This window comes from Streptomyces sp. NPDC021622 (genome assembly GCF_040640795.1).
GTDB lineage: Bacteria > Actinomycetota > Actinomycetes > Streptomycetales > Streptomycetaceae > Streptomyces.
The window spans coordinates 1-24,840 of the sequence record NZ_JBFACK010000026.1; the positions used below are offsets into that span (position 1 = coordinate 1).

23 protein-coding genes and 1 pseudogene are annotated in these 24,840 nt (G+C 67.3%); 5 read left to right on the forward strand and 19 right to left on the reverse strand.

Going from position 1 to position 24,840, the window contains the following annotated elements:
* Positions 1-430 precede the first annotated feature (430 nt).
* The 9 genes from AB0G47_RS37400 to AB0G47_RS37440 form a co-directional block, all read right to left on the reverse strand.
* The gene (locus AB0G47_RS37400; protein WP_360779444.1) at positions 431-1,741 is read right to left on the reverse strand and encodes a hypothetical protein; all 1,311 of its coding nucleotides are present in this window, start codon (positions 1,739-1,741) and stop codon (positions 431-433) included.
* The gene (locus AB0G47_RS37405) at positions 1,734-2,834 is read right to left on the reverse strand and encodes a hypothetical protein (protein WP_360779447.1); all 1,101 of its coding nucleotides are present in this window, start codon (positions 2,832-2,834) and stop codon (positions 1,734-1,736) included. The genes AB0G47_RS37400 and AB0G47_RS37405 overlap by 8 nt, the downstream gene beginning before the upstream one ends.
* 21 nt (positions 2,835-2,855) lie before the next feature.
* On the reverse strand, positions 2,856-3,788 hold the full coding sequence (locus AB0G47_RS37410; protein ID WP_360779450.1) for a hypothetical protein: 933 nt from the start codon (positions 3,786-3,788) through the stop codon (positions 2,856-2,858).
* Positions 3,789-3,813: 25 nt separating this feature from the next.
* Positions 3,814-4,701 carry a hypothetical protein gene (locus AB0G47_RS37415; protein ID WP_360779452.1) on the reverse strand — a complete coding sequence of 296 codons (888 nt, stop codon included), beginning with the start codon at positions 4,699-4,701 and terminating at the stop codon, positions 3,814-3,816.
* On the reverse strand, positions 4,698-9,674 hold the full coding sequence (locus tag AB0G47_RS37420) for a phage tail tape measure protein (protein ID WP_360779455.1): 4,977 nt from the start codon (positions 9,672-9,674) through the stop codon (positions 4,698-4,700). The genes AB0G47_RS37415 and AB0G47_RS37420 overlap by 4 nt, the downstream gene beginning before the upstream one ends.
* 59 nt (positions 9,675-9,733) lie before the next feature.
* Positions 9,734-9,922, reverse strand: a complete 189-nt coding sequence (locus tag AB0G47_RS37425; RefSeq protein ID WP_360779458.1) for a hypothetical protein — start codon at positions 9,920-9,922, stop codon at positions 9,734-9,736.
* A 143-nt stretch (positions 9,923-10,065) separates the two neighbouring features.
* Positions 10,066-10,653 (reverse strand): hypothetical protein, encoded by a 588-nt coding sequence (locus AB0G47_RS37430; RefSeq protein ID WP_360779461.1) that lies wholly within the window; start codon positions 10,651-10,653, stop codon positions 10,066-10,068.
* A gap of 5 nt (positions 10,654-10,658) precedes the next feature.
* Positions 10,659-11,192 (reverse strand): hypothetical protein, encoded by a 534-nt coding sequence (locus AB0G47_RS37435; RefSeq protein WP_360779463.1) that lies wholly within the window; start codon positions 11,190-11,192, stop codon positions 10,659-10,661.
* Positions 11,193-13,356: 2,164 nt separating this feature from the next.
* A complete protein-coding gene (locus AB0G47_RS37440) occupies positions 13,357-14,559 on the reverse strand; it encodes an MFS transporter (RefSeq protein WP_360779466.1) in 1,203 nt (400 codons plus the stop codon).
* Positions 14,560-14,597: 38 nt separating this feature from the next.
* Between AB0G47_RS37440 and AB0G47_RS37445 the strand changes: the two genes are divergently transcribed.
* On the forward strand, positions 14,598-15,194 hold the full coding sequence (locus tag AB0G47_RS37445; protein ID WP_360779469.1) for a CGNR zinc finger domain-containing protein: 597 nt from the start codon (positions 14,598-14,600) through the stop codon (positions 15,192-15,194).
* A 212-nt stretch (positions 15,195-15,406) separates the two neighbouring features.
* Here the strand turns inward: AB0G47_RS37445 and AB0G47_RS37450 are convergent, their stop codons facing one another.
* The 7 genes and pseudogenes from AB0G47_RS37450 to AB0G47_RS37480 all read right to left on the reverse strand — a co-directional run bounded on the left by AB0G47_RS37450 (position 15,407) and on the right by AB0G47_RS37480 (position 18,784).
* Positions 15,407-15,601 (reverse strand): hypothetical protein, encoded by a 195-nt coding sequence (locus tag AB0G47_RS37450; RefSeq protein WP_360779471.1) that lies wholly within the window; start codon positions 15,599-15,601, stop codon positions 15,407-15,409.
* Positions 15,602-15,837: 236 nt separating this feature from the next.
* Entirely contained in the window at positions 15,838-16,068 is a 231-nt protein-coding gene (locus tag AB0G47_RS37455; protein ID WP_360779474.1) for a hypothetical protein, read from the reverse strand.
* Positions 16,069-16,073: 5 nt separating this feature from the next.
* Positions 16,074-16,511 carry an HK97 gp10 family phage protein gene (locus tag AB0G47_RS37460; RefSeq protein ID WP_360779477.1) on the reverse strand — a complete coding sequence of 146 codons (438 nt, stop codon included), beginning with the start codon at positions 16,509-16,511 and terminating at the stop codon, positions 16,074-16,076.
* Entirely contained in the window at positions 16,472-16,894 is a 423-nt protein-coding gene (locus tag AB0G47_RS37465) for a DUF6093 family protein (RefSeq protein WP_360779480.1), read from the reverse strand. Before AB0G47_RS37465 ends, AB0G47_RS37460 begins: the two co-directional genes overlap by 40 nt.
* On the reverse strand, positions 16,887-17,255 hold the full coding sequence (locus AB0G47_RS37470) for a hypothetical protein (protein ID WP_360779483.1): 369 nt from the start codon (positions 17,253-17,255) through the stop codon (positions 16,887-16,889). Before AB0G47_RS37470 ends, AB0G47_RS37465 begins: the two co-directional genes overlap by 8 nt.
* A gap of 145 nt (positions 17,256-17,400) precedes the next feature.
* Positions 17,401-18,338: pseudogene (locus tag AB0G47_RS37475) on the reverse strand (IS5 family transposase).
* Positions 18,339-18,376: 38 nt separating this feature from the next.
* On the reverse strand, positions 18,377-18,784 hold the full coding sequence (locus AB0G47_RS37480) for a RidA family protein (protein ID WP_360779486.1): 408 nt from the start codon (positions 18,782-18,784) through the stop codon (positions 18,377-18,379).
* 80 nt (positions 18,785-18,864) lie between these two features.
* On the opposite strand from AB0G47_RS37480, the gene AB0G47_RS37485 reads away from it, so the two are divergent.
* Positions 18,865-19,515 (forward strand): TetR/AcrR family transcriptional regulator, encoded by a 651-nt coding sequence (locus AB0G47_RS37485; RefSeq protein ID WP_360779489.1) that lies wholly within the window; start codon positions 18,865-18,867, stop codon positions 19,513-19,515.
* Between the two features lie 560 nt (positions 19,516-20,075).
* Here the strand turns inward: AB0G47_RS37485 and AB0G47_RS37490 are convergent.
* From AB0G47_RS37490 to AB0G47_RS37500, 3 genes are all read right to left on the reverse strand, one after another.
* The gene (locus AB0G47_RS37490) at positions 20,076-20,474 is read right to left on the reverse strand and encodes a hypothetical protein (protein ID WP_360779492.1); all 399 of its coding nucleotides are present in this window, start codon (positions 20,472-20,474) and stop codon (positions 20,076-20,078) included.
* A gap of 245 nt (positions 20,475-20,719) precedes the next feature.
* Positions 20,720-22,654: an SMI1/KNR4 family protein gene (locus AB0G47_RS37495; protein WP_360779496.1), complete on the reverse strand. Its 1,935-nt coding sequence runs from the start codon at positions 22,652-22,654 to the stop codon at positions 20,720-20,722.
* Between the two features lie 143 nt (positions 22,655-22,797).
* Positions 22,798-23,037, reverse strand: coding sequence for a hypothetical protein (locus AB0G47_RS37500; protein ID WP_360779755.1), 240 nt, complete (start codon positions 23,035-23,037; stop codon positions 22,798-22,800).
* Between AB0G47_RS37500 and AB0G47_RS37505 the strand changes: the two genes are divergently transcribed.
* From AB0G47_RS37505 to AB0G47_RS37515, 3 genes are read left to right on the forward strand one after another with little or no spacing between them, the layout of a single operon-like run.
* Entirely contained in the window at positions 22,945-23,598 is a 654-nt protein-coding gene (locus AB0G47_RS37505) for a hypothetical protein (RefSeq protein WP_360779745.1), read from the forward strand. The genes AB0G47_RS37500 and AB0G47_RS37505 overlap by 93 nt on opposite strands.
* A 7-nt stretch (positions 23,599-23,605) precedes the next feature.
* Positions 23,606-24,124 (forward strand): sigma-70 family RNA polymerase sigma factor, encoded by a 519-nt coding sequence (locus tag AB0G47_RS37510; protein ID WP_360779498.1) that lies wholly within the window; start codon positions 23,606-23,608, stop codon positions 24,122-24,124.
* Positions 24,121-24,789 carry a hypothetical protein gene (locus AB0G47_RS37515; protein WP_360779501.1) on the forward strand — a complete coding sequence of 223 codons (669 nt, stop codon included), beginning with the start codon at positions 24,121-24,123 and terminating at the stop codon, positions 24,787-24,789. Before AB0G47_RS37510 ends, AB0G47_RS37515 begins: the two co-directional genes overlap by 4 nt.
* Positions 24,790-24,840: the final 51 nt, after the last annotated feature.

The following is a 24,840-nucleotide window of genomic DNA, read 5'->3' on the forward strand; positions in this document are numbered from 1 at the left end:
CAGCAGAAGCTCCTCCGGAATTGTTCTGCGGCTCCTGCCCATCCATGCCTCCCCGCGTGGATGAATGACAGGGTGACCCCTCTCACATTGGTCTGCCGAGCGTGCGTGACCGGTAAGTACGGGAACCGGCAGGTATGTCGTTCTCGTCTACCACGGGGCCCGGACAGGGAATGGTGCCTGGTTCGGACAGTGAGTGAGCCAAGTGACGTGCATCTACAACTAGTTGACGACCTAACTGTTCAATGAGGCTGCGGCGTGGGCAGGCACGAGGTCGGTGAGGACCTGCCCGCACGGCATGCAGATGCCCCGGTAGGTGGGTGGCTCGCTGTTGGCGTAGAAGGAGGCCGTGAAGGGCTGGCCTTCGACTGTGCATTCCGGTGTGTGGCAGGTGGCGGTCATGGTGACCGGTGGCTCTTCGCCCATGGATACGTCAGTCCTCTCCCATGATCATCCAGTTCACGAGGGTCTTCGTGGAGTTGGTGCGGTGGAGCCAGATCGTCAGCCCGCTCGCGGAGACGCCCGTGACGCCGACTCCGAGGACCTTCTCACCTGGTGCCGACGTGACAGGGGTGACGAATGCACGATGGTTGGCACCCTTGATGTGGCCGCCAGTGAGTGTGACCGAGGTGGGCTTGTTCGGCACGGGTGTGATGGTGGCCGTGCCGACGGAGATGTTGTCCGCCCGCAGCACGCCGGCGGCTCGGATCGACGGCGCGGACAGGGATGCGGCGCCGTGGGTCAGAGACAGGCTGCCGCCCTCCGGCCCGGACTGGACATGGGCAGAGCTCTTGTTGAGGAAGAGGCGCCCTCCAACCGGTTGGCTGCCCTTGGCTGTGATGCGCTCCGCGGTGAAGAAGTCGTTACCGAAGAAGGTCCGCCAACGGTAGGTGCCGTTGTCGTCCGTGTCGGTGAAGGTGCCGGAGTTGATGCCGATATTCGCGTCCGAAGGGCTGGTGCCGCTGACGTTGATGAACGCCTGGTTCGAGCCGTCGACGGATGACCAGTAGATGTACGGGTAGGTGTCGTTGGGCTCCATGCCGATGGCGGAGCCGTTGGTTCCGATCGCCCGCAGCCGGGCCGAGTTGAGGACGACGCGGGGCCCGTCGGCGGCGGTCTGGACGGTCGCTCCGGTGATGACCTTGCCGTTGATCGCGTCCGCGTCCAGCAGGTCCGCCGTGATCGCCCCAGCCGCAACGTGTTCGTGCCGGACGACTCCTTGGCCCAGGTCCTCGGGCGCGGCCCGGCGTGCCGTGGCCAGCACCGCATCGGACGGCATGCTCGGTATGCCGGAAGTGTTCACGGCCATCAACCGCACCCACACCGGCCCGTAGTGGTTCACCGCGACCGTCACCGACGCCCCCGAGGTCGCCTCGATCGTCGTGGTGGGCCACCGCGCATCCGACTCACCGCTGACCGACTTCAGGACGTGGACCTGCACGCGGGACAGATCCATAGGAACAGGCTCGCCGCCGGCGAAGGCCCCGTCCCAGGTGATGCGCAGGCCACCCAGCACCGGCTCCACAACGGCAGAAGTCGGGACGGGTGGCCTGGGGCCGTTCACGGAGGTCACCCCGCTCGTGCCGTCCGGCTGCTGTCCGATGACAGCACGCAGCGAGCCGTTCTCGTCGTACACGTCCACGGAGCCGTTCTCCAGGCTGGCGTTGACCAGCTTGGGGGAGCGGATCACGGCCTGCACGAGCTTCTCCAGGCGGGCGAGGCGAGCGCCGATGTCGTTACGCATAAGGACTCTCCACGGGTCGTGCGGCGGTGGCGTATTGGTGGGCGCCTGCCGGTTCGAGCTGCAACTGGGCGGTCTCGCCCGCATCGGTGTCGGGGCGGATGGTGAAGCCGGTGATGCGGCACCAGCCCGACCAGTTCGCCCACTCGTCCCTCACCGCCACCCGCACGTCGTCACCTACCTGCCACGACCCGATCGGCGCCGCGGGATGGTTGCGGACGGTGATCTCCTCGACGTGCCCAAGGCTTTGCCGCCACGCCCGCTCGCGCCTGGCACGCTGGGTGAGCGCGTCGCGGCCGCGCATTTCAGGCAGCTCCAAGACGTGCTCCAGGCGCAGTCTCCGATTGCGGACAGCATCGACGGCCCGCTGCTGCGCGCGGCCTTCACCCGCCCCGGTGGCGATCACGACCTGCGCGTACTCGTCGGCGCTGTAGGTGACTGGGGTGTGACCGACGATGTTGGTGTCGGAGGTGAACGCGATGTCCGTGCGGCGCGCGCCTAGGCGCGGGTAGCCGATCTGGATACGCCGCACCGGGCGCTGGCCCTTTGCCCACCAGGTGGCGCACGTGTAGTCCGGCGAGTCCGGGGCCTTCACCAGGTCGTCGAAGAGGTCACCGAGGACCGGTGTTTCCCACCAGCGTGAATGCCACGGCTCCGCAGGGCTGCCGACCTTCGCCGTCGACGTGGTGTTGTCCACGGTGATGCCGAGGCTGCCGTCCGGTATGGACTGCGCGTAGGCGACGATGTCGCGCATGACCCGGCACGAGTCCGCGTTCACGTAGGGGCCGCGGCCGCCGAGTTCGCCGTCCAGGTCATGCCGGTACTGCAAGTAGGAGGACCATCCCGCGGCCTCGATCTGCATCGTGCCGCCGTCAGGTTCGGCCTGCCAGATGATGCCGCCCCACCGCAGCACCCCATTCCGCTCGGCGTACAGCAGCGTGTTGCCCGGGTCGGTGAGCCCGGGATGCGACCACGCGAGACGAGGCGACAGGGCACCCCGCAGATGCCCCGGCCCGTTCAGGTCAGGACCGAACTCCACCCCCTTCAGCGGAAGATCATGCGAGAGCCACTCGCCGGTCAGGGCATGCTGCGTCAAATACCGGTACCCCAAGGCCAGTTACACCGGGCCTTCGGTGAACTCGATGTCCGCGATGATCGACGTGCCGCCGTCGACGCTCAGATCGCCCTTCCAGTCCTTGGCCATCTTCGCCTGCATGTACAGGGTTTGCGTGGTGCCCCGATAGGAGGCAGGCAGGGTGATGGTGTCGGCCACCACAGCAGTGGAGCGCCGTACAACCTTGCCCTGATTGTCGTCAACGACGGTGTCCTGGCCATGCATCGTGCCGAACACGGGCTGGAGCTTCCCGTAAAGGCTGTCGAAGTCCATGCGCAGACCAGCGATCGTGATCGTGAGGATCAGCTTGGTCGCCCACGGTGGCACCGGAATCTTCCAGCGTGCTTCGGGTGGCCAGTCATGCCACGTGTCGTCGTCCTTCCACGCCTTAGTGAGCTTCGTCGGATACGCCGTGTACAAGGTGCGTTCCCGCCGAGGATTGGCGACCTTCCGCAGATCACGGACCATCCCCGCGGTGACGGTCCCGGTGTTCGCCGGCAGGTCAATCCTGGCCAGGGCCACGCCTGTTACACCCTTGGGTGCTGAGCTGGTGGTGGAGGAGACGTTGGGGATGACGTCGAAGAAGTTGATGTCCTCCTTTGCCGGGTCGAGGCCGCCCTCGAACTCGGGGTCCTGCACCCGCAGCACCACCAGATCCGACCGGGGCGTTGCCCCGGTCGGGGCGATCTCCACCGTGGTGGTGCCGATGTTGTAGGCGGTGTAGGAGCCCTGCCACGCCGACGCTTTGCCCCGGATCACCGCTGAGCCGTCACTGACCTGCACACCCCCGCCAGGCACCGTCAGCGGTGTCACCTTCAGATCTGCGGCTTCCGTGACTCCCTCGGAGCCGCGGGAGAGATCCTTGATCATCTGTCGGAACGTTTGCGCGCTGTGGGTGGCGCCGTTCACCAGCAGGGGGGCCTGGGCAAGCGTCATCGGGGTACAGGTCTCCTTCAGAAGATCAGAGGGCTTTGAACGCGTCGCGCCACGCCACCGTCAGGCGTGCGGACGCAGTGGGGTCGGAGGCGATCCAGCGGATCTCCGAGCGCCCCGGCGGCAGCTTGAAGCTGCCGAGCGGTGACGTGGTCGCCACAGTGCCGCCCCTGTCTCGGGTGACGGTGCGGCGCCCGGGCCGGGTGTCGATGCGGACGTACTCACCCGCGGGAACGGTGATGCCGAGTTCGATGCGGCGGCCGGTCTCCACATGGGTGATCACGGGGTTCGCGCACGGCCCGAACACGGTCAGTACCGGGTAGGCGTCGATGTTCCCGTTGTTGGTCACCCAGCCGGGCCGGTTCTGCCCCGACAAGCTGCCGTCACTCACATGGATGGGCGCCTGCACGGGGGCGGTGAAGCCGCCGCCGGACAGCCAACCCAGCCGGAGCTGCACCGTTTGCTCGGCGTCTGCGTAAAAGCGCGGATCTGCGGCGGTGAACTCGACGTCGAGCGGCACCCACCCAAACGCCGCCTCCTCCCAGGAGGCTTCAGCCTTGCGGAGCCGCCCGAACAGGACACGGACGGGGGAGCCGGGCCACTTGATCCGCAGCGGCGCCACCGCCCCGCCCACCGTCCGCACCCGCGGATCGTCCGCCGCCTCCTGAATCTGAGACACGATGCGGGCAGCGGCTGCCGGATCACCGGGGGACTTCACGCCACAGTCGATGCGCAGCGTACGGGCCTCATACCAGTCCGGGCCCAGCCAGGCGCCATCCGCGTTCGGCTGCTCCACCACCTCACCCCGCACCCCCGGCAGGGCCAGGCCCTCGATGCGTGCGACAGGAATGCTGGTGCCATGACCGAGCCGAATGCCCGCGAACTCCATCTGGAAGTCCCTCAGTTCGCCCCTCATCGCAGGACACCCCCGCGACGGGCACGGCGCATCTGATAGGAGACAGCGGAGGCAATATCGTTCGCCGTCGCCCCCGCCTGGGTGACGTGAATGGTCTGCTGACCGACCGCCGGAGCCTGGTGCATCACTACAACCCGCGAACGCCCCTGCGAGGCATCGACCAGACGCCGGGGAGCAAGCCCGTACCCGAACCGGCCTGCGGTCTCTGCCAGCACCGCTGTAGCGCGGCCGCGTTTCGCAGCGGCGTCCGGAATGTAGGACTCGCCGCCGGTCTCCCGCTCCGCAAACTTGATCAGGCCCCGGGAAGAGGAGTAGACGCCCGGCTCCCACATGCCGCCGTCCGCGTACGCCTTCCCCGCATTCGCCTTCACGAGATCGGTGAGGAACCGGTCGGCCTTGCCCGTTTTCTTTATCTGCCCCTTTGCCCGGTTGGCGATCTCGATGATCCGGTCCTCATCAAGAGCCGTGGCCTCCGCGACCGCATGGATGCCCTTGTTCTTCGCGAGCGCCCCGATGACCTTCACCAGGTCGGCGAGCTGATCCCCATCGAGGGCGTTCGCCGCGTTCTTCGCAGCCGTATTGGCCTGCTTGGCCTTCCTCTTGTCCCGTACCGCCTGCGCCGCGAGCGCCTCGGCGTTCTCGTCGCTCTGCTCCGCCAGCCGTGCGGCCAGGGCGCCGTAGCCGGAGGAGGTGAGCTTGATCAGGTTGTTCTGGAAGGCGGTGTTGTTCTTGACGGCGTTGTTCAACTGGCCTGTGTAGTCGCCCAAGGAGGAGCGGGCGGTGCCGGCGAGCTTGGTTAGCTGGGCGGCCATGTCCTTCACATACCGGCTGGAGCCGCGCGCCATCTTCCTGGTGAGGGAGACACCGTCCTCGCCCATCTCCTCCAGCGCCTTGGCGACATCGGTACCAGCCCGTCGGGCGACGGTCGCCAGGTCGCCGCGCCAGCCCTGGGCGGTGCGCACGGAGCGGCGCAGGTTCTTCTCGAACAGGTGCAGGTCGAAGTGCTCAGTGCCGCTCTTGCCCTTGCGCTGCGACTTGGAGATGACATCGGAGATCGTGATGCCCGAGGAGCCCAGCGGTTGATAGGACCAGTCGGAGAGGCCACCGGAGGCGTTGTAGACGACCTGCCCGCCGAAGCGTCGCGCCACCTCGTTCAGGATGATCTTGGAGCGTGCCCGCTTACTTGAGGCCAAGGGCAGGTAGGCCTCGCCCTGCGTCTCGTCCTCCGCCCACACCCGCCACTCGCCGCCACGTGCGATCTGCGCGACGTGGTTTTCCTTACGGACACCACCGTCCGCGTAGGTGACGATGCCGCCGTCCGCCTTCTTCCCGAGCCGGTACCCGTCTTTGTAGGGCCCGTAATTTCCGCCCTGCCGGACGGTGTTGAGGTACTCGGTCTTGTAGACGCCGATGCCGATGGTCTTGCCGCGCAAGCTGTTGATGGCGCCTTGGATGGTTGCCACGTTGGACGTCGCGGTCCCGGTGGGCACAGTGACCGTGACGTTCTTGCTGCCCGGCACGGCCACGATCTTGAACCCGAGGTCTTCGAGCTGCTTGCGCGCTTCCCCGGTGGGCGCGCGCATCGTGACCGTCTTGCCGCCAGGCACACCAGCGATCTTCTGCTTGACCGCCTCCAGGCTGCTGATCGTCGCCGCCGTCGCAGAGGTGACCGCCACATGCTTACCGCCCGGCGTCTGCGCGATCTTTGTGATCAGCGCATCCAGATCGGTGCGCGCCATGCCGGTGGGGGCGGTGACCTCCACCCGCCGGTCCTTGAGGTCCTTGATCTTGAAGCCGAGTTTCTCCAGATCCTCACGGGCCTCATTCGACAAGGTGGCGATGGTGACGGTCTTGTTGTCCGGGGTCGCCTTCAACGCCTGCTGTACAGCGATCAGTTCCGCCATGGACTCGTCCATGCCGGCGGTCTGGAGCAGGATCGACACCTGCTCCGGCACCAGGCCCGCGTTGTCCGCGAGCTTCGCCGCCTGCTCCGCGGACAGCCCGAAGCCCTCGGCGGTGGAGATCGCCGAATCGCGGGCCGTGGCCATCTGCTCCTGCGCGGCCTTCAGCGCCTCCGGGACGTCCTTCCCGTTCGCCTGCGCGTACTGATAGGCGGCCAGCGTCGCGTCGGCGGAGTTCGTCGACAACCCTTGCAGCAGGTCGTACAGCTTCTGCCCGTTGCGGGTGACGGTCGACAGCGAACCGTCCATGTTCAGAAGGGACTTGCCGTAGCCCTGCGCGTGGTCGACACCACCCTTCAAGGCTTCGGCAGCATCCGACACGGACCGGTTCAACCGGGCCTCGGCCGCGGACAGGTTGACCGAGCCGCCCGCGAGGATGTCCAGCGCATCGTGCAGAGCACGGGCCCGGGTGTCCGCGTCCGCAGTCGTGTCCGACAGCCGGCGCATCGCATCGGAGAACTTCCCGAACGGCCCCACCGCATCCGCCGCCGAACGCCCACCAGACCCGGTGGCGTCCGCGAGATCCGTGGCATCCTTCACGGCCTGGGACATCTCGCCCTTCACCGAGCCCAAGGCATCCGCTGCACGGCCCGCCGCCAGACCTTGGTCGTTGTACGCCTTTGCGGCGCCGCCCTGCGTGGCAACCCACTCGACGTTCGCCTCGGCGGTGTCGTTCAACCGCTTCTGCAGCGCGTTGAGGCCGCCGTCCTGACTCAGGTAGGCGTCAGTCAGCTCGCGGGCTGATACCCCAGCCTTCGACATGACATCGACCAGGCGCTCTTTGCCGTCGAAGACCTTCGTATCCATGACCGACTGCGCCGCCACGGCGCGCACGTTGTCGTTGACGGCGCCGTTCGACTCCTGCAACGCCTGGGCGAGGCTGCTGATCCGTGACTGGTGCTCCGCCGCCGCCTGGGCCGCCTTCTGCTGATGGGAGGCCAGCAGCGACAGCCCTACACCCGCACCAGCGAGCGCCACACCCCAGGGGCCACCGAGGGCGCCCATCAACCCGCGGGCTGCACCGCCGACTCCGGCGCCGATCGCGCGCGCCACCCCGGTGATCGGACCGGAGGCGCTGCGGAACGCGCCTGCCATCTGCCCCACTACCGGAATGCGGGTCTGCACCACCGCGAGGGCCTGACCGATCCGGCCAATGGACTGCCCCTCCGCAGCTGCGAGTCGCTGCTGAACCCGCATCTGGTCCCCGAGGGAGCGGTACGCGCCCACGACGGGCCCGGACACCGTCTGACCGAGCCGCGACATCATGGGGGCGACACGGCGCGCCATAAGCATCGCGATGATCGCCGTCTGTACCGGCCCCGGCAGCGCCCCGAACCCGCGCACGAGGCCAGCCACCACGTGCCCAATCGGGACCAGCGCACCCGACACAGTGCTCGCGGCCGAGGAGACCAGGTTCAGTGCGGTGACGATGATGTCGAGCGCGGTCCCGCCCGCATCAGCCTCCTCGGCTACATCGCCGATGGCGTCGGCAACTGGGGAGACGGCGGAGCCGACGTTGCGCGCGATGTCGATAAGGGCGCGGCCGCCGTTGACGAGGACGTTGAACCCCGCAGCCGCGGTATCGAAGGCGAGGTCCCGCAGTGGCCCGCCCAGACCGCCAAGCGAAGCGCCGACCTCATCAAAGCCCGACGCGATCGCCTTGGACACGGACGGCCCGGCCAGCGTGTACAGGTCGTGGACGTAGTCGATGACGGCCGCCATACCGGGCGTGGCCGCGGCCATCCCGGAGGTCAGCAGCCGTGTGACCTTCTCCAACCCCGGTGCGGCCGCTGTGTACAGGACCTGGCCGGTGTTCGAGGCTTGGGTCTTGAGCTGTGTGACCGCACCCGCCAGGCCCTTGGTCTGCGAGGCAGCGATCTCCCCGGCGGCGCCGGTGCGGGCGATCGCCGTGTGCATCTGGTCGAAAGACTCGACCCCCTGATGCGCCAGCGCCGACGCACCCGCCAGCGCGGGCTTGCCGACCACGTCGGCGAGAGAACCCAGGAAGTCCTTCTGGGACATGCGGTTCTGGGCCTTCTCGAAGCCCTCGATGACCGTGCGCAGGCCCTTGAAGTTGCCCTGCGTATCCCAGGCTTCGATGCCGAGCTCAGCCAGGCCCTGCTTCATCCGCGCTGTCGGACGCGACAGGTTGGTGAGCATCCCGCGCAGGGACGTTCCTGCTTTGGACCCGAGGATGCCGGAGCGGGCCAGCATCGCCACCGCAGCCGACGTGTCCTCGATGGAAATGCCGAGCTGGGCGGCGACCGGCCCGGTGTAGGACATCGCGTAGTAGATGTCCTTGAGCCCGCCAGAGGCGGCGTTCGCCGACGCCGCGAGCACGTCGGCGGCACGGCCTGCGTTGTTCGAGCTGAGCCCGAACTGGTCCATGACGTCGCCCAAATACCGAGCGGCGTCCGCAGCCGACAGATTATCGGCCGCGGCGAGCTGCATCGCAGCCCGCGCGTTCGCGATGGACGAGGTGGAGGTCTGGCCGGCCTTGGCCAACTCCAGCATCGAGTCCGCAGCTTTCGCCGCGGACGTGCCGGGGATCTTGAGGTCGGCGCCGAGCTCGCGGGCCTTCGCCGCGGCCTGCACCATCTCCAGGCCGGACGCGTTGGTGACCGCCCCCCACTTGTTGATCGAGCGTTGGTACTCGTTGCCTTCCTTCGCGATCTCCGCGAGCCCGGCGACGATGCCACCACCGACCAGGAGACTGCGTAGATGGTGGGCTTCCTGCCGGGCGCCGAGCAGCCCATGGCGGAGCTGCCGCATCGAGGTGTGCCCGTCCGTGCCGAACCGGCGAAGCCCAGCACGAGCACGATCAGAATCACGGGTAAGGCCCCGCAGCCCAGTAGAAGACCCGCGGGCACCGGCCCCGATCTGGTTGAGATGCCGGTTGAGGGAGGCGGTGTCGCGGCCCAGGCCGCGCATCGCGCGGGAGGCCTGCCGGATCTCCGACAGGAGATGGGAGAAGTCCGCTCGCGCCTGAACGCTGAGCGTGTACGACGACACCTGCCGGTGCCCTTACTCCCCGCGCCCCGTTCCTAGCCCCCAACACCCTCAACCGCCCGCTACCGCATGACGCGGGGCACCAGGCCGATACGGACCCCGTACCCGTCCGGGCCGTCGGGCACCTGTTCCTGCTCGTGCGCGATCAGCTCACAGCCGGTGCAGCGCACACTCGTGGTGACGTACGCGAACCGGTCACCGTCCTGCTGCTCGTCCCACTCCGCAGCCCGGGTCCCGCACTGATCACACACCGTCCGCTGATACGCCACGAACGAGAGGGCCTTCGCCCGGTCCAGCTCAGTCCAACGGCCGTCCCCTGCGCCGAGGAACTGCGAGTGGGGGATACCCCAGCGGTCGCACAGCTCCAACTCAGCGCGGAGCTGTACGTCCGTGATCAGCCTTTTCCCAGCTCCACCGTCGACGTACGGACGATCTGCTGCGCCTGCCATGACGCCGCGAACAGGGCGTTCGACTCAGCCACCGGCCACGAGTCGAGCAGATCCTGCGCATCCTCCTCGCTCATGCCCTCGACGGTGTGGCCCACGTCGTCCCGCTCGATGTGCGCGGCGGCTATCAGAGCCGCGGGGAACGTCTCCGGGTTCCACGCGTCCCCGTCCTCGGCCTGCGCCTCGGTCGGAGGGAACCTCTTGATCAGCCCATCCAGAATCGGGCGGGGCAGCGCCTTGAAGGTCAGCTCGATCGAGACATTGTCGAAGAACTCCTGAGCAACCTCGACTTCCTCCTCCGCCTTCGCAGACTCATCGCTGTACTCGCGCCCGTTCTCCGCATCCGCCATCCGGCAACGGGCAAGTTCCCGCAGCGTCTCGTCCAGGTGCCGCTTGGCCTCCTGGTCGTCACAGATCACCAGCGTGTACTCAGGCAACTGGCGGGCACGAAGCCGGGCCAGCTTGCTCGCCCAATGCGCATCACGGGCAACAGCCTTGGCCGGCGGGGCGGAAGCGTTCTTGCTCTCGGTGGACACCGGCATCACTTCTCGACCTTCGGCGCCACAGCAGCCGGTACGGCCGCGTCCTGCGTCGGCTTTTCCGTGATCGAGAAGTTCACGGTGAACTTGGCGGCCTCGTTGTCCGTCGAATAGTTCGGCGACCGCGATCCGATCCGCACCGGGAACACATCCATGGACCGGGAGCCCGCCACGTCGCCCTTGCGGAGGAAGACGACCCAGCCGGTGTCGTCCTTCTTCAGTAGCTGCTCGATCTCGTCCGACACCTTGTCCTCGTAGAAGCCTAGGGAGGAGTCGTCGGCCTGGTCGGTGCCGGGGATCTTCGACTCGAAGGTGCTGCCGAGGTCGGGGGTTTCGATGGCCTGGTTCTGGAGCGTCCAGCCGTCGATCGCTGCGATCGCGTCGGTCAGGTCGGTGCCGGCTGTGAGCTCGGCGCGGGTGGGGACGTGGCCGGTGTCGGTGACGCTCTTGAGCCACAGGACGCGCGTCACCCCGCGCCGGGAGAACTTCTTTACCTGCAAGGTCTGCTGTCCGATTCCGGGACGGCAGCCAGACATGCGAATTGGGGTGGCCCCGTCCCTCGACGACGAGTCGGGGAACCGGCCCATCCCGGTATCGGGTGGGCGTCCGCGCGGGGCCTCCGCGGTAAGGGCGCGAGTCAGCTCAGCCAGTAAGGCAAGCGGTGCACGATGATCATCGTACTGGCGCCAAGATGGGCGCTACGGCCTCTGCTCCAGATCGGGATTGCTGGAAGGTCGTGCCCAGCTGAAGTCGTTTGGACCGTATGACGGGAACCTGCTCGCGCCGAACGCTAAATGCGTCTAAACGCACGAGCCGCCAGTGGAGTTCCCGGGATTCCCGAGAGCCCTCGGGGTCCGTCGCCTGATCCGGTGACCCCACCGATGGCAGCCGACCGGTACGGACCCCCCACTGCTGCGCACTTATTCGTCGCAAAAACTAATAGAACCGGGCAGATCATTCCCTCGATGACTAGCCCAACCGGGTCATGCTGCGTATGCCTGTAACCCATCCGAGTGATTGAGGGACGGTTATCCGTGCCCACCCACCTGCCCACGACGTTGTCCGGGTGAGGCAGCGACTTGCCCGAACAACGCGACCGGCCCATCCCCCATAGCGGGGATGGGCGGGTGCGGACTCAGCCGCGGAGGAGAGGACGGTCGTCGTGAGCTACTTTTGCAGCTTCTTCTCTCGGGACCGAGCCCATGCCGCAGGCGCTGCAAGGACGATCCGCAGACCAGCGACCATGACCAACGCCAGGCCTACGGCACTCAATGCCTCTTGGTGCCCGATCGTCAACAACACGGCAAGCCCACCTGGGGCCGTAGCAGCAAGGGCAGCTTCCGTGCCAGGCTGCAAAGATGAGCGGTCCGCAGGAGACTGCGGATCACGACCAGCCTGAGGCTGGTCGTCGGGGGTTGGTGTCACCATGACTCCCGGAAAGAGGGGAGCGGCGCCGCGACAGAAGCTCGTCAGATCTGTGCAGGACGAGTCGAGCCTTTGAGCGGCGTCGCCCCCGGATGGAATTGTTGCCAGACGGTCTATGTCCCGCCCTACCTCACAAAACTACGAAGGGCACCCTGAGGTAACGGTTAGCCGTGATGCCTAAGAGGGTGAATCGGCGACGTCGTGTTCGACGCACATGCCCAAGCCGCCCCGGTGGACCCGGCCGTAGCCGCCGAAGTCAGCGCCGACTGCCCGAACGCGAGTACTTCGAGCGAGAGTCCCGATGCCGACTCCGTACGCGCCTGGCTCGTCGATAAGTTGGCCGTTGGCAGAGACGTGGTCCTGAAGAGCGATCTCTGGCGGCGGGCCGATTGAGAGGACCGGAAAACACGGTGTAGCCCGGGGCGGTGCCCCTGCTGGCGTACCTTCCGGTAGCGAAGCCCCTGCAGCTGCGCCACCTCGCCGAACGCAACGAACCCCTGGCATAACGAACTTGCTCGCCGTGACCTCTGGGGCGCTTGACCGACTCTCTCGCTCGTTTCATCCCTCTGCCGCCGATGAGACGTGCTCGTCTGCAGAGGACACTCTGGTCCCCCTCTGAGGAACCGATTCCCAATCGGCTTGTCAACGCTTCGGCAGACCCGTGCATCGGCTCACCCGGCACCCCTGGGTGCTGAACCTTACGAGGGGCTCGACTACCCATGTGGAGGGTAGGGACGAAATGCTGCTCGCGCGGTGACGGAATGCGCGGGGTGGTGATCAGTCAGTTCCCCAGGAAGAGAGCATCGTTGGAGTCTTGGTCGTGGGTTACCTGTTGTTGCAAGCCCTCTGGGGTACCGAAGGCCGTGGTGAGGCCGACGGCGGCGGGTGGCTTGTTCATCTCCAGCTACCTGCGACGCGATCCGAGACGGGCCCCCGAACTCTGGCCGCCCAGCACGTCCAACTGCCAGCAATGTGGTGAACACCTCGGCTCGGGACAACGACCTTCGATGGTGCTCAAGCACAGGCCAGAACGCGTACTTCAGAGGGTTCCGCCGACACGACTGCGGGATCTGTGGTGGTCTACTCCCCACAGCGTCCAGGGGACGTCCACCGAAATGGTGCTCAACCCACTGCCGTCGGGCAGTTTACGAACAACGCCGGGTCGACCAACGGCAGAGAGCTCAACACTGACGGCCAGCGTCCCCACTCAATCGAGGAGAATGCTCAACCTTCACGGCGAGAGGTCAGGGATTGCTCACCAAGGTTCGGTCCTGATCAACTCGACATCGCGCGGTTCTCAGGCGAGTTGACGGCTGCCGACGGGATCGCGAAGAAGGCCAGTACCGCCAGGATCGCCACGCTCACGGCGAGGGCCAAAGCGCCTGGAAGAGACCAGGTCACGACCGGTCCGCCAGCCGCTGCCCCCAGGGCGAAACCGGTGATCTTCAAGCTGGCGCCGGTGGTGAAGATCTGGCCACGCAGGTGTTCTGGGGCCTCCCGGTGGCGGACTGCGAACAAGGCGGCCAGTTGTGGTCCCTCACCGATCCCGGCGATGAGTACAGCCACGATCAGCACGACTGGTTGACCCCACGCGGCCAACGCCAGCGCGGCAGCCTGGACGAGGGCACTGGCCCAGATGATCGTGTCGGGGGCGACTGAATGCGGGAACCGGGCGAGTACGGCGTTGGCCACCAAGGCGGAGATCGCCGCGCAGGAGAGCAGCACCGCACCGCGGCCGGCTCCGCCCAGGAAACGCTCGCCCAGGAGCGGGATGCACGCCGTCAGCATGCCCTGGGCGATGCAGGAGACGACCGAGGTGAGGGTCGCCCGGGCCAATGCCGGCCTTCCGACGATGACCCGAATTCCGGCAGCCAGGTCGCTGATCACCGAAGTTGTCTGAGCCCCCCGCGCCCGACCGGGACGGCCGGGCAGCATCCACGCGGTGGGCAGCGCCAAAGCGATGAGCACCGCGGAGACCACCACGGCCGGCGGGGCTCCCAGCGTCTCCGCCACGCCGCCGGCGAGAGCCGGACCGGCCAGGCTCGCCACGCTGAACGTCATGGCATCGAGCGCGTTCGCTCGGGGCAGGTGGTCGGCCGGCACCACACGCGGCAGCTGGGCCGTCCATCCGCCCGACAGGGCTGGCCCCAGCAGTCCCGTCACGACGGCGATCAGGATGGTGACAGCGAACGGCAAGCGGCCGAGTCCCACGAGAATCACCCCCAGCCCCGCCGCATACAGGACGAGGGCCCCGGCCAGCAGGCGTCCCGGCCGTCCTGCCCTGTCGAGGAGCGCCCCGAGCACTGGCCCTCCAACCGCGGCAGAGATCGTGATGCCCGCGAGCAGCGACGACGCGTCGACGGTCGACCCAGCCAGGGCGAATCCTGCCAGCATCAGCGCCGGTCCTGACATCTCGTCCCCGGCACGAGCTGCCACTGCTCCAGCGAAATAGAAGCGGAGTGAGTAACGCTTTTTCATCAGCAGAACGTTACGGAGGTAACTCAAACGTCAGCAAGATGCGTTACATTCCATACGTGTCCTTCAACAGCGACGACTGGTCCACCCGGCACTCCGTGCTGACCACGGCTCGGCGCACCGCCGCTCTGATCAACGCCCTCGCTGACGACTGCCCCATCCCGGCCGAAGTCGCCGACGTGCTCCGCGCATACGGCGAGACCGACCCCATCGACCTCACCACCCGCGATGTCGCCGGAATGCGCGCAGCCGCCGCCATGCTCCGGCAAGTCTTCGCCGCCGAGCACGCCGATGACGCCGCAGCCACCCTCAACCGCCTCCTGCAGGAACACACCGGACCGCTCCGCCTGACCTCGCACGGCGGCAGCACCCCCTGGCATCCCCACCTCGACCACGACGACAACGCCCCGTGGGACGAGTGGCTCCTCGCCTCGTCCTGCATGGCCCTGACCGTCCTCGTCTGGGACCGTCAGCGCCCACCCGGCAGAATCTGCGCATCACCCAGCTGCCAGAACGTCTTCATCACCCAGGGCAGCGGCCCCGAACGCCGTTACTGCTCCCGTCGATGCGCGACGCGCGAACGAGTTGCAGCCCATCGACGCTCCCGCTCCGACGAAGAGTCGAGGGAAATCAAGTAGGCGTCAGGCCCAACGCAACATCGCTCAAACTCCGGTGAGAAGCACTCAACCTTCGCTGCGAGAGGTCACCGGCGGACGAAGGAAAGCTGTGCCCGCCCACGGGGTCGAACCGGGAGCCCTACGGCCGATAGCCCTTAGGGGCCCCGGTTCCGTGCACCCCTACCAGTTGGGTCAGGCGGGCAAGACGACGTCCGTGTCGGGCAGCAGGAGAGTTAGGTCTTACCGGTGGCGCTCAGCCGGTATCGCTGGGAGCTGGTCACCACACCCTGGGCCGAGGCCGTGGTGTCGGTGCCGTCGTCGGTGTCCAGCTCGCGCGCCCAGACATCAACATCGGGTATGTCGAGCGGATATCGCCAAGCACCTGACGGTGCACGTTCGAGGACGGCTCGACGCCCACGGTCAGCCATCCACTCTGCTTGGTCAGTACGGCCACCAACCGAGGTCAGCTGATAGACGAGCTCCGCGTCCTCGGACGAGTCGGCCAGCGGCGCGCCCCTGGCTGACCCGCCCAGGGGGTATAGCACGGTGTACGGGACCTCGGCGGGCTTCCCGTTCGTCAACGGCAGCTTCCCGAGCCCGCAGGGTCGCCCTGTTGCCTTCGCGATCATGTCCTGGACAGCCTTCGAAACCGGCGCGCGGTCGATCACTGCTCGCCTCCAGCGAAGTACGCGGCCGCAGGACCTTCGATGCTGAGCACGCCGTACCGGCACAGACCAAGCGCGTCCCACTCCATTACCCCGGGCGTGGTGAGGATCGACAGACTCCGTTCACCGTCCTCATCGAAGACCTCGGCGACCACGACAGCCCGGGCCAGCAGCCCCCGCTCATGTTCGGCGAGCACACCAGCAAGAGAGTCCTCGAGGTTGTTACTCATGTCGCTCACAACGCCCCCGACACCGCGTCGCGAAACTCCCGTACGAGGAGCGGCCCGAAGTCGTTGACTGCCGGCCCCAGGTGCGGGAACGGGGGCTGGTTGTAGTGGCGGCCGAGGCTATCGATGCCGACGAACCCGAACTCCAGCCGCCTGCCCTGCGGAGCATTTGTGCCGACCTCGCCCACGATCACGGGCCCGGCCCGGTGCACGTCGGACTGCCACGACGCTCGGTACTTCCCGGTGATCACCCGGGGGCCCGGCCTACCGGACGCATTGCGCTGCACTTGAACAACCAGTGCCTTCGCTCCGTGCCGCATCGCGATCTCCGCAGCGGACACCACTGCCTTCCCTCCACGGTTCAACGCCGCGGCCAGTTGTGACGGATCCTGAAACGTCCCGCCGCTCACTGCGCCACCGGCTTCCGGTTGTGCTCCTCCAGCCACACGGTGCGCAGCACCGGGAACGACGACACCTCGCCCAACGCCGATACCCGGTACGTGCGGCCCACGGCTTGCTCGTCGCGGGCTTCAACGATCAGAACGGTGTCGTTCTCCAAGACCTCCGGAGCCTCAAGCGGCAGCAGCAGCCGGTAGCCGGCACGCACCTCCTGGACATAGGCCCCGTCCTGCCCCGAGCCCTTGCTGCGGATCCGCTCCTGGTGCGCGTAGAGCCCCGCCTTGTCCTCGTACACGATCACCGGCGGCGCTGGCACAAGGTCGCCAGTCGCCGGGTCGAGCATGTCCTCGCCACTGCCCCGGCTGACCTGCGCTTTGTCCGGCATCAGATGGCGCTCCGCAAAGCGGACGAGCCCGGACTGGTCAAGCACCCGCGGCCCACTCCCTCAGCTGCGCCAGCATCCCGCGGGTCAGCTCACCCGGCCGTCCATCCAGGTCATTCCGGTCGAGAACAGCCTCATCGAGCTTCTGCCAGTCCACCGCATCAATGAAGTCGATCACGACGTGACGAACATCCGCGGGCTCCACGACCACCTCGGCCAGGCCGTCGAACTCGACGCCGCGCCAGCCCTGCTGTACGTACAAGGTGACCTCGGGGTCCTCGGCGACGGTCTGCGTGATCCGGTACGCCTCGACAGCCGATGCGACATCTTTCCCGTCGATCTCGATGACCGCGGACTCCTCCGGGCGGGCAGCGATCCGAACGCGGCGGGGCTCCAGGTACGTGCTCATGAAGCCGACCCTAGGTGCGTGAAGCTCAACGGTTACGGGTCGGCGGCGGAGCTGCTGTCCGTTGGGCCCGAACTCGTAGTTACTCGCCAGCCTTGCGGTAGCGGGCGCGACGGCCTTCTTTCTTCACTAGGGCCTGTCCCTCCGATCACGAGCGGAGCCAGATGAGGAGTGCGGCGGCGGTGACGGTGCCGAGGTAGACGTATCCGCGCTTGTCATAGCGGGTGGCCACGGCTCTGAACTGCTTCAGCTTGCCGATGGCCCGCTCCACAGTGTTGCGATCTTTGTACCGGTCCCTGTCGAAACCCGGCGGCCGTCCGCCGCGTGAACCCCGGCGCAGGCGTGCGGCCTTGTGGTCCTGCTTCTCCGGGATCGCGTGCCGGATACCGCGTTTGCGGAGGTAGGCGCGGATCTTGCGGTTGCTGTACGCCTTGTCGGCGCTCACGCTGTCCGGCGTGCGACGGGGACGGCCGCGTCCCGCGCGCGGGACATGAATCTTGCCCATGACCGGCTCGAACTGCGTGCAGTCCGCCCGTTGTCCCGGCGTGATCAGCAAAGACAGCGGGCGGCAGCGGCCCTCCGCGGCAACATGAATCTTGGTGGTCAGTCCGCCGCGGGACCGGCCGAGGGCTTCGCCCGGGGCGCCGCCCCCTCCACAAGGCCGTACGGCATCATGCTGGCCGACGGTCGCCGTCCTGGCCTTCGGCGGCCCCCTTTTGAAGGGCTCGGCGGCGCGGGCGGTGGGGTTTGAGGGGCTCCTGCGGCGTGCTGGTGAGCGCGCGTGACGGTGGAGCCGACGTTGATGTTCCAGTCGATGGCGCCTTCGGTGTCGGCGGCGGACTGGATGTGCCGCAGGAGCCTTTCCCATGTGCCGTCGGCCGACCACAGCAAGTGCCGCTTGTGGACGGTCTTCCACGGGCCAAAACGTTCGGGCAGCTCCCGCCACTGCACCCCGGTGCCCAGCCGGTGAATGATCCCGTTGATCACCTGCCGGTGATCGCGCCACCGGCCGCACCGGTTGTTACTCACCGGCAGCAGCGGCTCCAGCACCGCCCACTCGCCGTCCGTCAGATCCCCCCGACTCAACATGGCCAGCCCCACGGTCTCCCTGCTCGCCGATACGGCTATTCGATAACCGCGGTGGCTTCGACCTCGACCAGGAGATCCGGTTCCCCCAGTGCCGCAACACCCAGAAGGGTGATCGGCTTGACCGGATCGATGCCGAGCTTCGCTGCAGCCCGGCCCACGCCCTCACCCAGCAGCGGCATCTTCTCGGGACTCCAGTCGACGACGTAGATGCTCAGCTTCGCCACGTCATCGAAGGAGCCGCCGATCCCGGCCAGAGCGGTGGCGACATTGAGATAGCACTGCTCGACCTGAGCGGCGAAGTCTCCGTCGCCCACGGGCCGGCCGTCGGCGTCGCGGGCGACCTGCCCCGCCAGGAACACCAGCTTCGATCCGGTGGCGACCGACAGCTGCCGGTAGACCTCGGGCTTCGGCAACCCCTCGGGATTGACCAGCGTCACGGACATGAACGGCCTCTTCCTCTTGGCGTCAGGAGCAGCAAGATCAGCACCCATGAAAGCATAGCGGTGCTATGTATTGTGGAGCCATGGCGAGGACGAAAGATCCAACGGTCCGCTCCCTGCTGCTCGACCGGGCCGCACACATGCTGCGGACGAGGCAACCGGTCACACTCCGCACCCTGGTCGCTGGAACCGGCGTATCAACGATGGCCGTCTACACCTACTTCGGCGGTATGGACGGCCTGTGGAAGGCACTGCGGCAAGAAGGCTTCACACGCCTGGCCGCCCAACTCGCGGCCGTCAAAATGTCTGCGGACCCGGTACGAGACCTCGCTGCCCTGGGCGCCGCCTACCTGGCCAACGCCTTGGAGAACCCCGATCTCTACCGCGTCATGTTCGACGCGGGCTTCGACCTCGAAGACACCGGCGCCGCGGACGAAACTCTGGACCGCCTCATCCGCGCCGTCGGCCGGGCCAAGACGAACAGCCGCTTCCGTGATGAGGTCGACCCGCTGGAACTGGCAACACAAAGCTGGACCATTGGCCACGGACTCGCATCGCTCGTTGCCACGGGCCCCCTGCCACACCAGGCACTCACTCACGGCGTGCCCATGCTGACCGCACTGTTTACCAGCGCAGGAGACGAACCCGACCGATGTCGCCAGTCGGTCGAGCGTGGCTGGGGACGGATGCTCCCAGCCACGCCCGGTTCTCGTGATCGGAGCGACAAGCCCTAGTACTTCCTCGTGGGCGAGGTCGCGAAGCAGCTTGCGCGCTTGCTTCTCGTCGACGCTGTGCCCCAGTGGCTCCAGTACCTCAACGGCACGCGAGGGGGTCCAGATGCCACACTCGTCTAGCACGGCGTTCTCCAGACAGCCGGACTGCGTGCCCTTCTGCCGCTGTCTCGGGCGGCCGTTCCGCTCTAAGATTCGGTAGACCCGAGAGGGGGGCATGCTCGCGGCGATGCCCAGCGCGGATCGGTCGGCGTCCTCGCTGGTCTCATCCGCCTTGACCATGGCCAACTCACGCCAGCCTTCAAGGTGCTGGATGAGATGGCTGATGTGCGCGATATCTCGCAGCAGATCCATGAACTCTGTCGCTGTGGGCGCCGAGGCGGTCCGATCCTCGCAGAGGGCGTCGTATAGGGCGCGGGCCACGTCGTCGGACCTGTGCTTCGTGGTGAATTCCGTGGCGTCGTCGCCGAAGTTAAACGTGATACGCGTTGGCATGATGCCCCTTCCCTAGCGTTTGCCAGACGTAGGGTGCACGCCTCGCGAACGCTAGGGAGGTGTCGTCGCTACAGTCCCGCACGCTTCAACAACAGTGGAAGACCCTGGCTCTTGACGAGGGTGATGCCCTGCGGGTGCTGGTTGGTCAGCTCTACGAGGTCCACGGGGGAGTTGTGCAGTGCGCGCGTTGCCCGCTCGTGCAGCGTCGCGGGAAATCTCCACGGGTACTTGGCGTCCCAGGTCACCCCATAGGGCTCGCCCTCGACGCAACCCATCGCCGCGACCTTCTTCTCCGGGGTGGCGAAGTAGATCCAGATGCGGTCTCCGCGCTGCATGTAGCGGCGCCTGGACAGCCACCAGTCCCGCCGGGGCTCAGCTTGGGCGAGCGCCAGCACGTGGCCTGGCGTCGACGGCCCACCGTCCATCTGATCCTTCTTCGGGTCCAGGATGTACAGCCAGTTCCTCATGGACTCGTCGCCCCCTCTGCCCGCCACCGCAGACCGCAGAGGCTTCACGCAACGGTAGCCCCGACTTTGAAACGCGGATATGGGTTCCGGGCAGGCGTGGCAGCGGTTAGCGGCATCGAGATCGCGCAGCCATTCGCTCTTTGAATTTGGGTCTGGCCGACATCTCGGGACGGTCACGATCGACTGCCTATAGCGATCGCGATGCTGGGCGGGAACCAGGGAATTGCCGGGCAGTAGAGGGGAGTTCACGCGTCTGAGGTATTTGGTCGAGGTGGGCCAAAGGTGATGACTGCGTACGTCTCGCCGGGTCCCGGCGGGCGCGTCCAGGAGCGGGTGGCAAAGGTGTGTAGCCGGCCGTGGTCGAGAGCGAATCGGGGCAGTGTGGCTCCGAACGTCGTGGCGATCGCAGTCAGGGCGGCGGCCTCACCCGTCAGTTCCCGGTTCTGGCCACCGCTTCGAACCTCGGGGAAGAGGCGGTCCGGGTCCAGGTCCTGCGGAATCTCTCCGGAGCGGTCGCACCGTTCGCCCAGGACCGTGAACGCGTAACGTTCTGTGCTGCGCTCGGCCACCGAGAGGTGAAACAGAGCGCCCCTGCCGAACTCGTCGGACGAGGCCCAGACCACTACGGCACGGCCGTGCCGTGAGGCGGCGACGACCGGGGAGGTGAACCGCGCCTCGTTGAACGGCTGTGGCTCGCCGTCGAATGCGAAGCTCCAGCCGTGCCCGGCCCGACCGACGGCGGCCAGTGCCTTGTCGTCGTACGAGGAGGACATCCCACTCGACCGCAGTTTCGAGCGCGCATCCCACAGGGTCATCGGCTCGTGCAGCTCCGCGCCGTCCTCGGCGCCGATGAGGGCGGGCATCGCGTCGGGCTCTACGCCCTCCACGAGGAGGAATCGGTACCCTTGGCGCTGGCCGTTCGAAGGCCGTTCAGCGAGCCACGCCATGCCCTGGGGGTCCTCGTTGACTGCCACGCCCCAACGGCCGGTCGCCTCCTCGCCTCTGGAAGTGGCCAGCAGCGCCCGACCCCGCTCCTGCGTGAGCAGCGGCCCAAGCAGCGGGTCGGCGACGAGGCCCACTGGCGCGAGGTGGTCAACACCCAGCGGCTGCCACTGGGGCAGCGCGGTCAGCAGCGTCCGCCAGGCCGCGTCCGTCTCGCCCCACCGTGCCTGTTCCCGGGCTGTCTCCACGGCGTCGCCAAACGGTCCTGGCGCGGTGTACGCGTAGGTGCCCTCCCGCAGTTGCCGCAGCACCACCCGCTCCAGTGCGCGCACCTCGTCGGACCTGCCACGCACGTGGCCCTCATATGCCCCGTCGTCACGCCAGGACCGCTCCCCGCGGCCGGCGATCAGGGCGGGCAGCAACTCCGGCGCGTACACCGGGTCGGCAGCGAGCCCGTCGGTGTGCCTGGCGTGCCGGTCGCCGAGCAGCCACACGATCTGGTCCCGCAGCGCCCCGGCGCGGGGCCTGCCGAACTTCTGCGCCTGCGCGAAGACCTCCTCGGCTCGCTCGTAGTCGCCGCGCAGCGCGTCACGTCGCGCCTCCTCCACCATGGCGTCCAGCGACTCGGTTGTGACGTTCACGAATTCCGGCGCGTTGTCGGCCCGAGCCCGCAGGCTGTGGAACTCCCGGTAGGCGTCCTGCATGAACTCCCAGAAGGACGCGTGCCGTTCCGGAGGGCTGGCTCGCCACGGCGCCCACGTGTACACCGCCCATTCGCCGTGCGCGTCCACGTCTTCCGGGTCCAGCATGACGGTCATGGCGTCGGAGTCCACGGCCAGATCGAGACCTCGGGTCCAGATCGTGGCCTCCAGGACCTCCTCCCGCGTCGCATCCTCGTCCAGGTCCTCCTGGAAGATCTCGGCGAGTCCCGCGTCGTCCTCGTGCCAGCGGGCCGTGTCCGTGCCCGCGAGCAGCCACACGAACCCGCCCGCGTGCCGCCAGCCGTCGGTGACCTCCAGGAACGTCCGGTACGACGGCGGCAGCCGGTGCCCAAGGCGCTCTTCGAGGGCCGCGACACGCGCGGGCGTCGCGGGTTCGAAGCCGAGCCAACGGGTGCGACGGGCCTCCTCATCGCCCGAGTCCCGCGCTTCATCGGGATCGCATGCGTCCGCCCACTCCTCGCTCCACCGCGTGAGGAAACCCGGCCAGTCGTAACTCGCGCCAGCCGTCTCAGTCATGTGTGCGATCGTCGCACCCGGCAGTGACAACACCCACCCACGAGGCGCGGGGCGGGCCCAGAGCCAGAGTGTGACGGCGTCACCTCAATCTCACCAACGCATGCCGATCGCACTCGGGTGGGAATGCCCTGGTCATGCGGGACTTAACCGTGCTGAAGGAGGCTCTGCTGCCGAAGGCGGTAGTGCTGGTTCTCGACCAGTTCACGGACACGGACGGGCTGGTCGTGGTCGACGCCCACAGCTCTGTCAGGGAGTTGGCGTGTCCCGACTGTGCGGAGGTCTCCCGGCGGGTGCACAGCCGGTATCAGCGGGGCCTCGCCGAACTGCCCGTCGGCGGGGGCGAAGTGGTGGTCCGGCTGACGGTGCGGCGGTTTCAGCGGCAAGACGTCATGGGCAGACGGCCGCTTCGACAACGAAGACGTTGCCACCGACGAGCAGACGCACCGGTTCCCGCGAGAGCCCGCTTCCAGCCGGGCAGTTCCTCGCCCTGGGTGCGGCGGTGCGGCCGCGGGATAGCCTCCGGGGGCTCAGTGGGCGCCTGCGGGCCGGAGTTGGGCGGCGAGCAGTGGCGGTGGGTGACGAGGTGTGGCGGTAGAGGAACGGCAGGATCCCGCTTTCTGACCGATAGGCCCGTGTCGAGTGGTGGAGGCACATTCCACCCGTTCGTGTTGTGCACGCCGGTTCAAGGACCGTACCCCGACTGTGAGTTGGGTCACGATATGCCTCGGATTGGTGTAGACCCCTCTTCGTCATGCCCAGGAAACACAATGGTCACGCTCCGTTACTCGCGAGTATGTGGTGACGGTGTGACGCAGCTGGTGATCACGGTGCGATTTTCGGTGTGGCGCGCATGCGTGTTCGTCCAATCGGCCCGCTTGAGTAGTCGTCACCAGTGGGCGTCGGGACAACCGTTGACGATCGCCCTTCACTCAAGCCCTCAATGAAGGACTCATGACCGAAGATGTCCACGCGGAGGACGGCGGCAGTCCGGTAGCCGCGGCCGTGCTGCCTCTGCCGCTGGAATTCGAGGCGCTGTACCTGTCCAACCAGGAGGCGTTTCACTCCTACGCGTTGCTGTATCTCGGCAGCAATGACGCTGCCGAGGACGCGGTGCACCGGGCGTTCCTGGAGATCCTGCGTCACTGGGACGCGCTGCTGGAGGAGAGCAACCTCCAGCAGCAGACCTGGGCGATCCTGCGGCGCGTTGTCATATCGCAGGCGCTCGGGACCTTCCGGACGCGCCTGATGCTGCTGCGCAGCGAGATCGGTCTCTACCAGGCCATGGGCAGTCTTCCGCCGCGGCAGTTCGACGCGATCGTCATGCGGCACGTCCTGCACTGCGACACGGGGAAGATCAGTTGGTACATGGGGGTGACGCCCAGCACCGTCGACTACCACTGCCGCAAGGCGAAGGAACGGCTGGAGCTGGCCGTGGCCTCATACATCAAGATCGGGGGGGATCTGGAATGACCAGTGTGGAAACGCTGTTGGCGCAGGCCGGAAAGAAGCTGCAGGCCCAGCGGCGGCCGTTCGATGTAGGCGCTGGGCTGCGCAGGCTGGCCGAGGACGCCGGCTACGTGCCGCCCTCCGAGGTGCCGCCTGTCTCACGTGCACGCCAGCAGCTGTCGGTGGTGGTGCGCTGGGTGCTGAACGCGCGCAGCGCCTCGGTGCACGTGGAGCGGCTGGCCCAGGCGATCGGTGAGGACGGTCCCGAGGGAGCGCCGATCGAGGACCTGGACGTCGAGGGCGCCCAGGTGTTCGCCTGCATGCTCTATCTCGCCGATCACCCAGAGAGCGCCCAGTTCTGGTGGCAGCTCGCCGCCGGCGCCGGCCACCGGGCGGCCGCCTACTGCCTGTACCTGCACCATCTCGAGCGCGGGGAGAACCCGGAGGCGGAGCACTGGATGGACCAGCTCCAGCACGTCCTGGACGGACCAGATGACGTGTTCGTGGCGGGGATGGGCCAGTTCGCGGTCTACGTGCGCCGCAACTGCCCGCCGTCGACGGGCCGGGCGCCGGGACTCACCGCTGAGGTCGAACGCCTGGCCACCCGCGACGATGCGGGCCCTGTGCTGGTGTGCCGGCCCGACCGCAAGATCGCCGACCGGCTCCAGCACTGCAGCCAGCAGCCCTGACCCAGCAAAAGAGCCTGTCCGGCGGTCTCCGGTTCCTAGGCCACCGACCGC

Bases quoted from the DNA above. Each gene is read 5' to 3' on its own strand.
- AB0G47_RS37480 (WP_360779486.1), bottom strand. From the start codon at position 18,784: ATGTCCGTGACGCTGGTCAATCCCGAGGGGTTGCCGAAGCCCGAGGTC.
- AB0G47_RS37415 (WP_360779452.1), bottom strand. From the start codon at position 4,701: ATGAGGGGCGAACTGAGGGACTTCCAGATGGAGTTCGCGGGCATTCGG.
- AB0G47_RS37515 (WP_360779501.1), top strand. From the start codon at position 24,121: ATGACCAGTGTGGAAACGCTGTTGGCGCAGGCCGGAAAGAAGCTGCAG.
- AB0G47_RS37510 (WP_360779498.1), top strand. From the start codon at position 23,606: ATGACCGAAGATGTCCACGCGGAGGACGGCGGCAGTCCGGTAGCCGCG.
- AB0G47_RS37435 (WP_360779463.1), bottom strand. From the start codon at position 11,192: ATGTCTGGCTGCCGTCCCGGAATCGGACAGCAGACCTTGCAGGTAAAG.
- AB0G47_RS37400 (WP_360779444.1), bottom strand. From the start codon at position 1,741: ATGCGTAACGACATCGGCGCTCGCCTCGCCCGCCTGGAGAAGCTCGTG.
- AB0G47_RS37495 (WP_360779496.1), bottom strand. From the start codon at position 22,654: ATGACTGAGACGGCTGGCGCGAGTTACGACTGGCCGGGTTTCCTCACG.
- AB0G47_RS37470 (WP_360779483.1), bottom strand. From the start codon at position 17,255: ATGAGCACGTACCTGGAGCCCCGCCGCGTTCGGATCGCTGCCCGCCCG.
- AB0G47_RS37445 (WP_360779469.1), top strand. From the start codon at position 14,598: ATGCGTTACATTCCATACGTGTCCTTCAACAGCGACGACTGGTCCACC.
- AB0G47_RS37440 (WP_360779466.1), bottom strand. From the start codon at position 14,559: ATGAAAAAGCGTTACTCACTCCGCTTCTATTTCGCTGGAGCAGTGGCA.
- AB0G47_RS37455 (WP_360779474.1), bottom strand. From the start codon at position 16,068: ATGAGTAACAACCTCGAGGACTCTCTTGCTGGTGTGCTCGCCGAACAT.
- AB0G47_RS37490 (WP_360779492.1), bottom strand. From the start codon at position 20,474: ATGAGGAACTGGCTGTACATCCTGGACCCGAAGAAGGATCAGATGGAC.
- AB0G47_RS37450 (WP_360779471.1), bottom strand. From the start codon at position 15,601: ATGGCTGACCGTGGGCGTCGAGCCGTCCTCGAACGTGCACCGTCAGGT.
- AB0G47_RS37485 (WP_360779489.1), top strand. From the start codon at position 18,865: ATGGCGAGGACGAAAGATCCAACGGTCCGCTCCCTGCTGCTCGACCGG.
- AB0G47_RS37410 (WP_360779450.1), bottom strand. From the start codon at position 3,788: ATGACGCTTGCCCAGGCCCCCCTGCTGGTGAACGGCGCCACCCACAGC.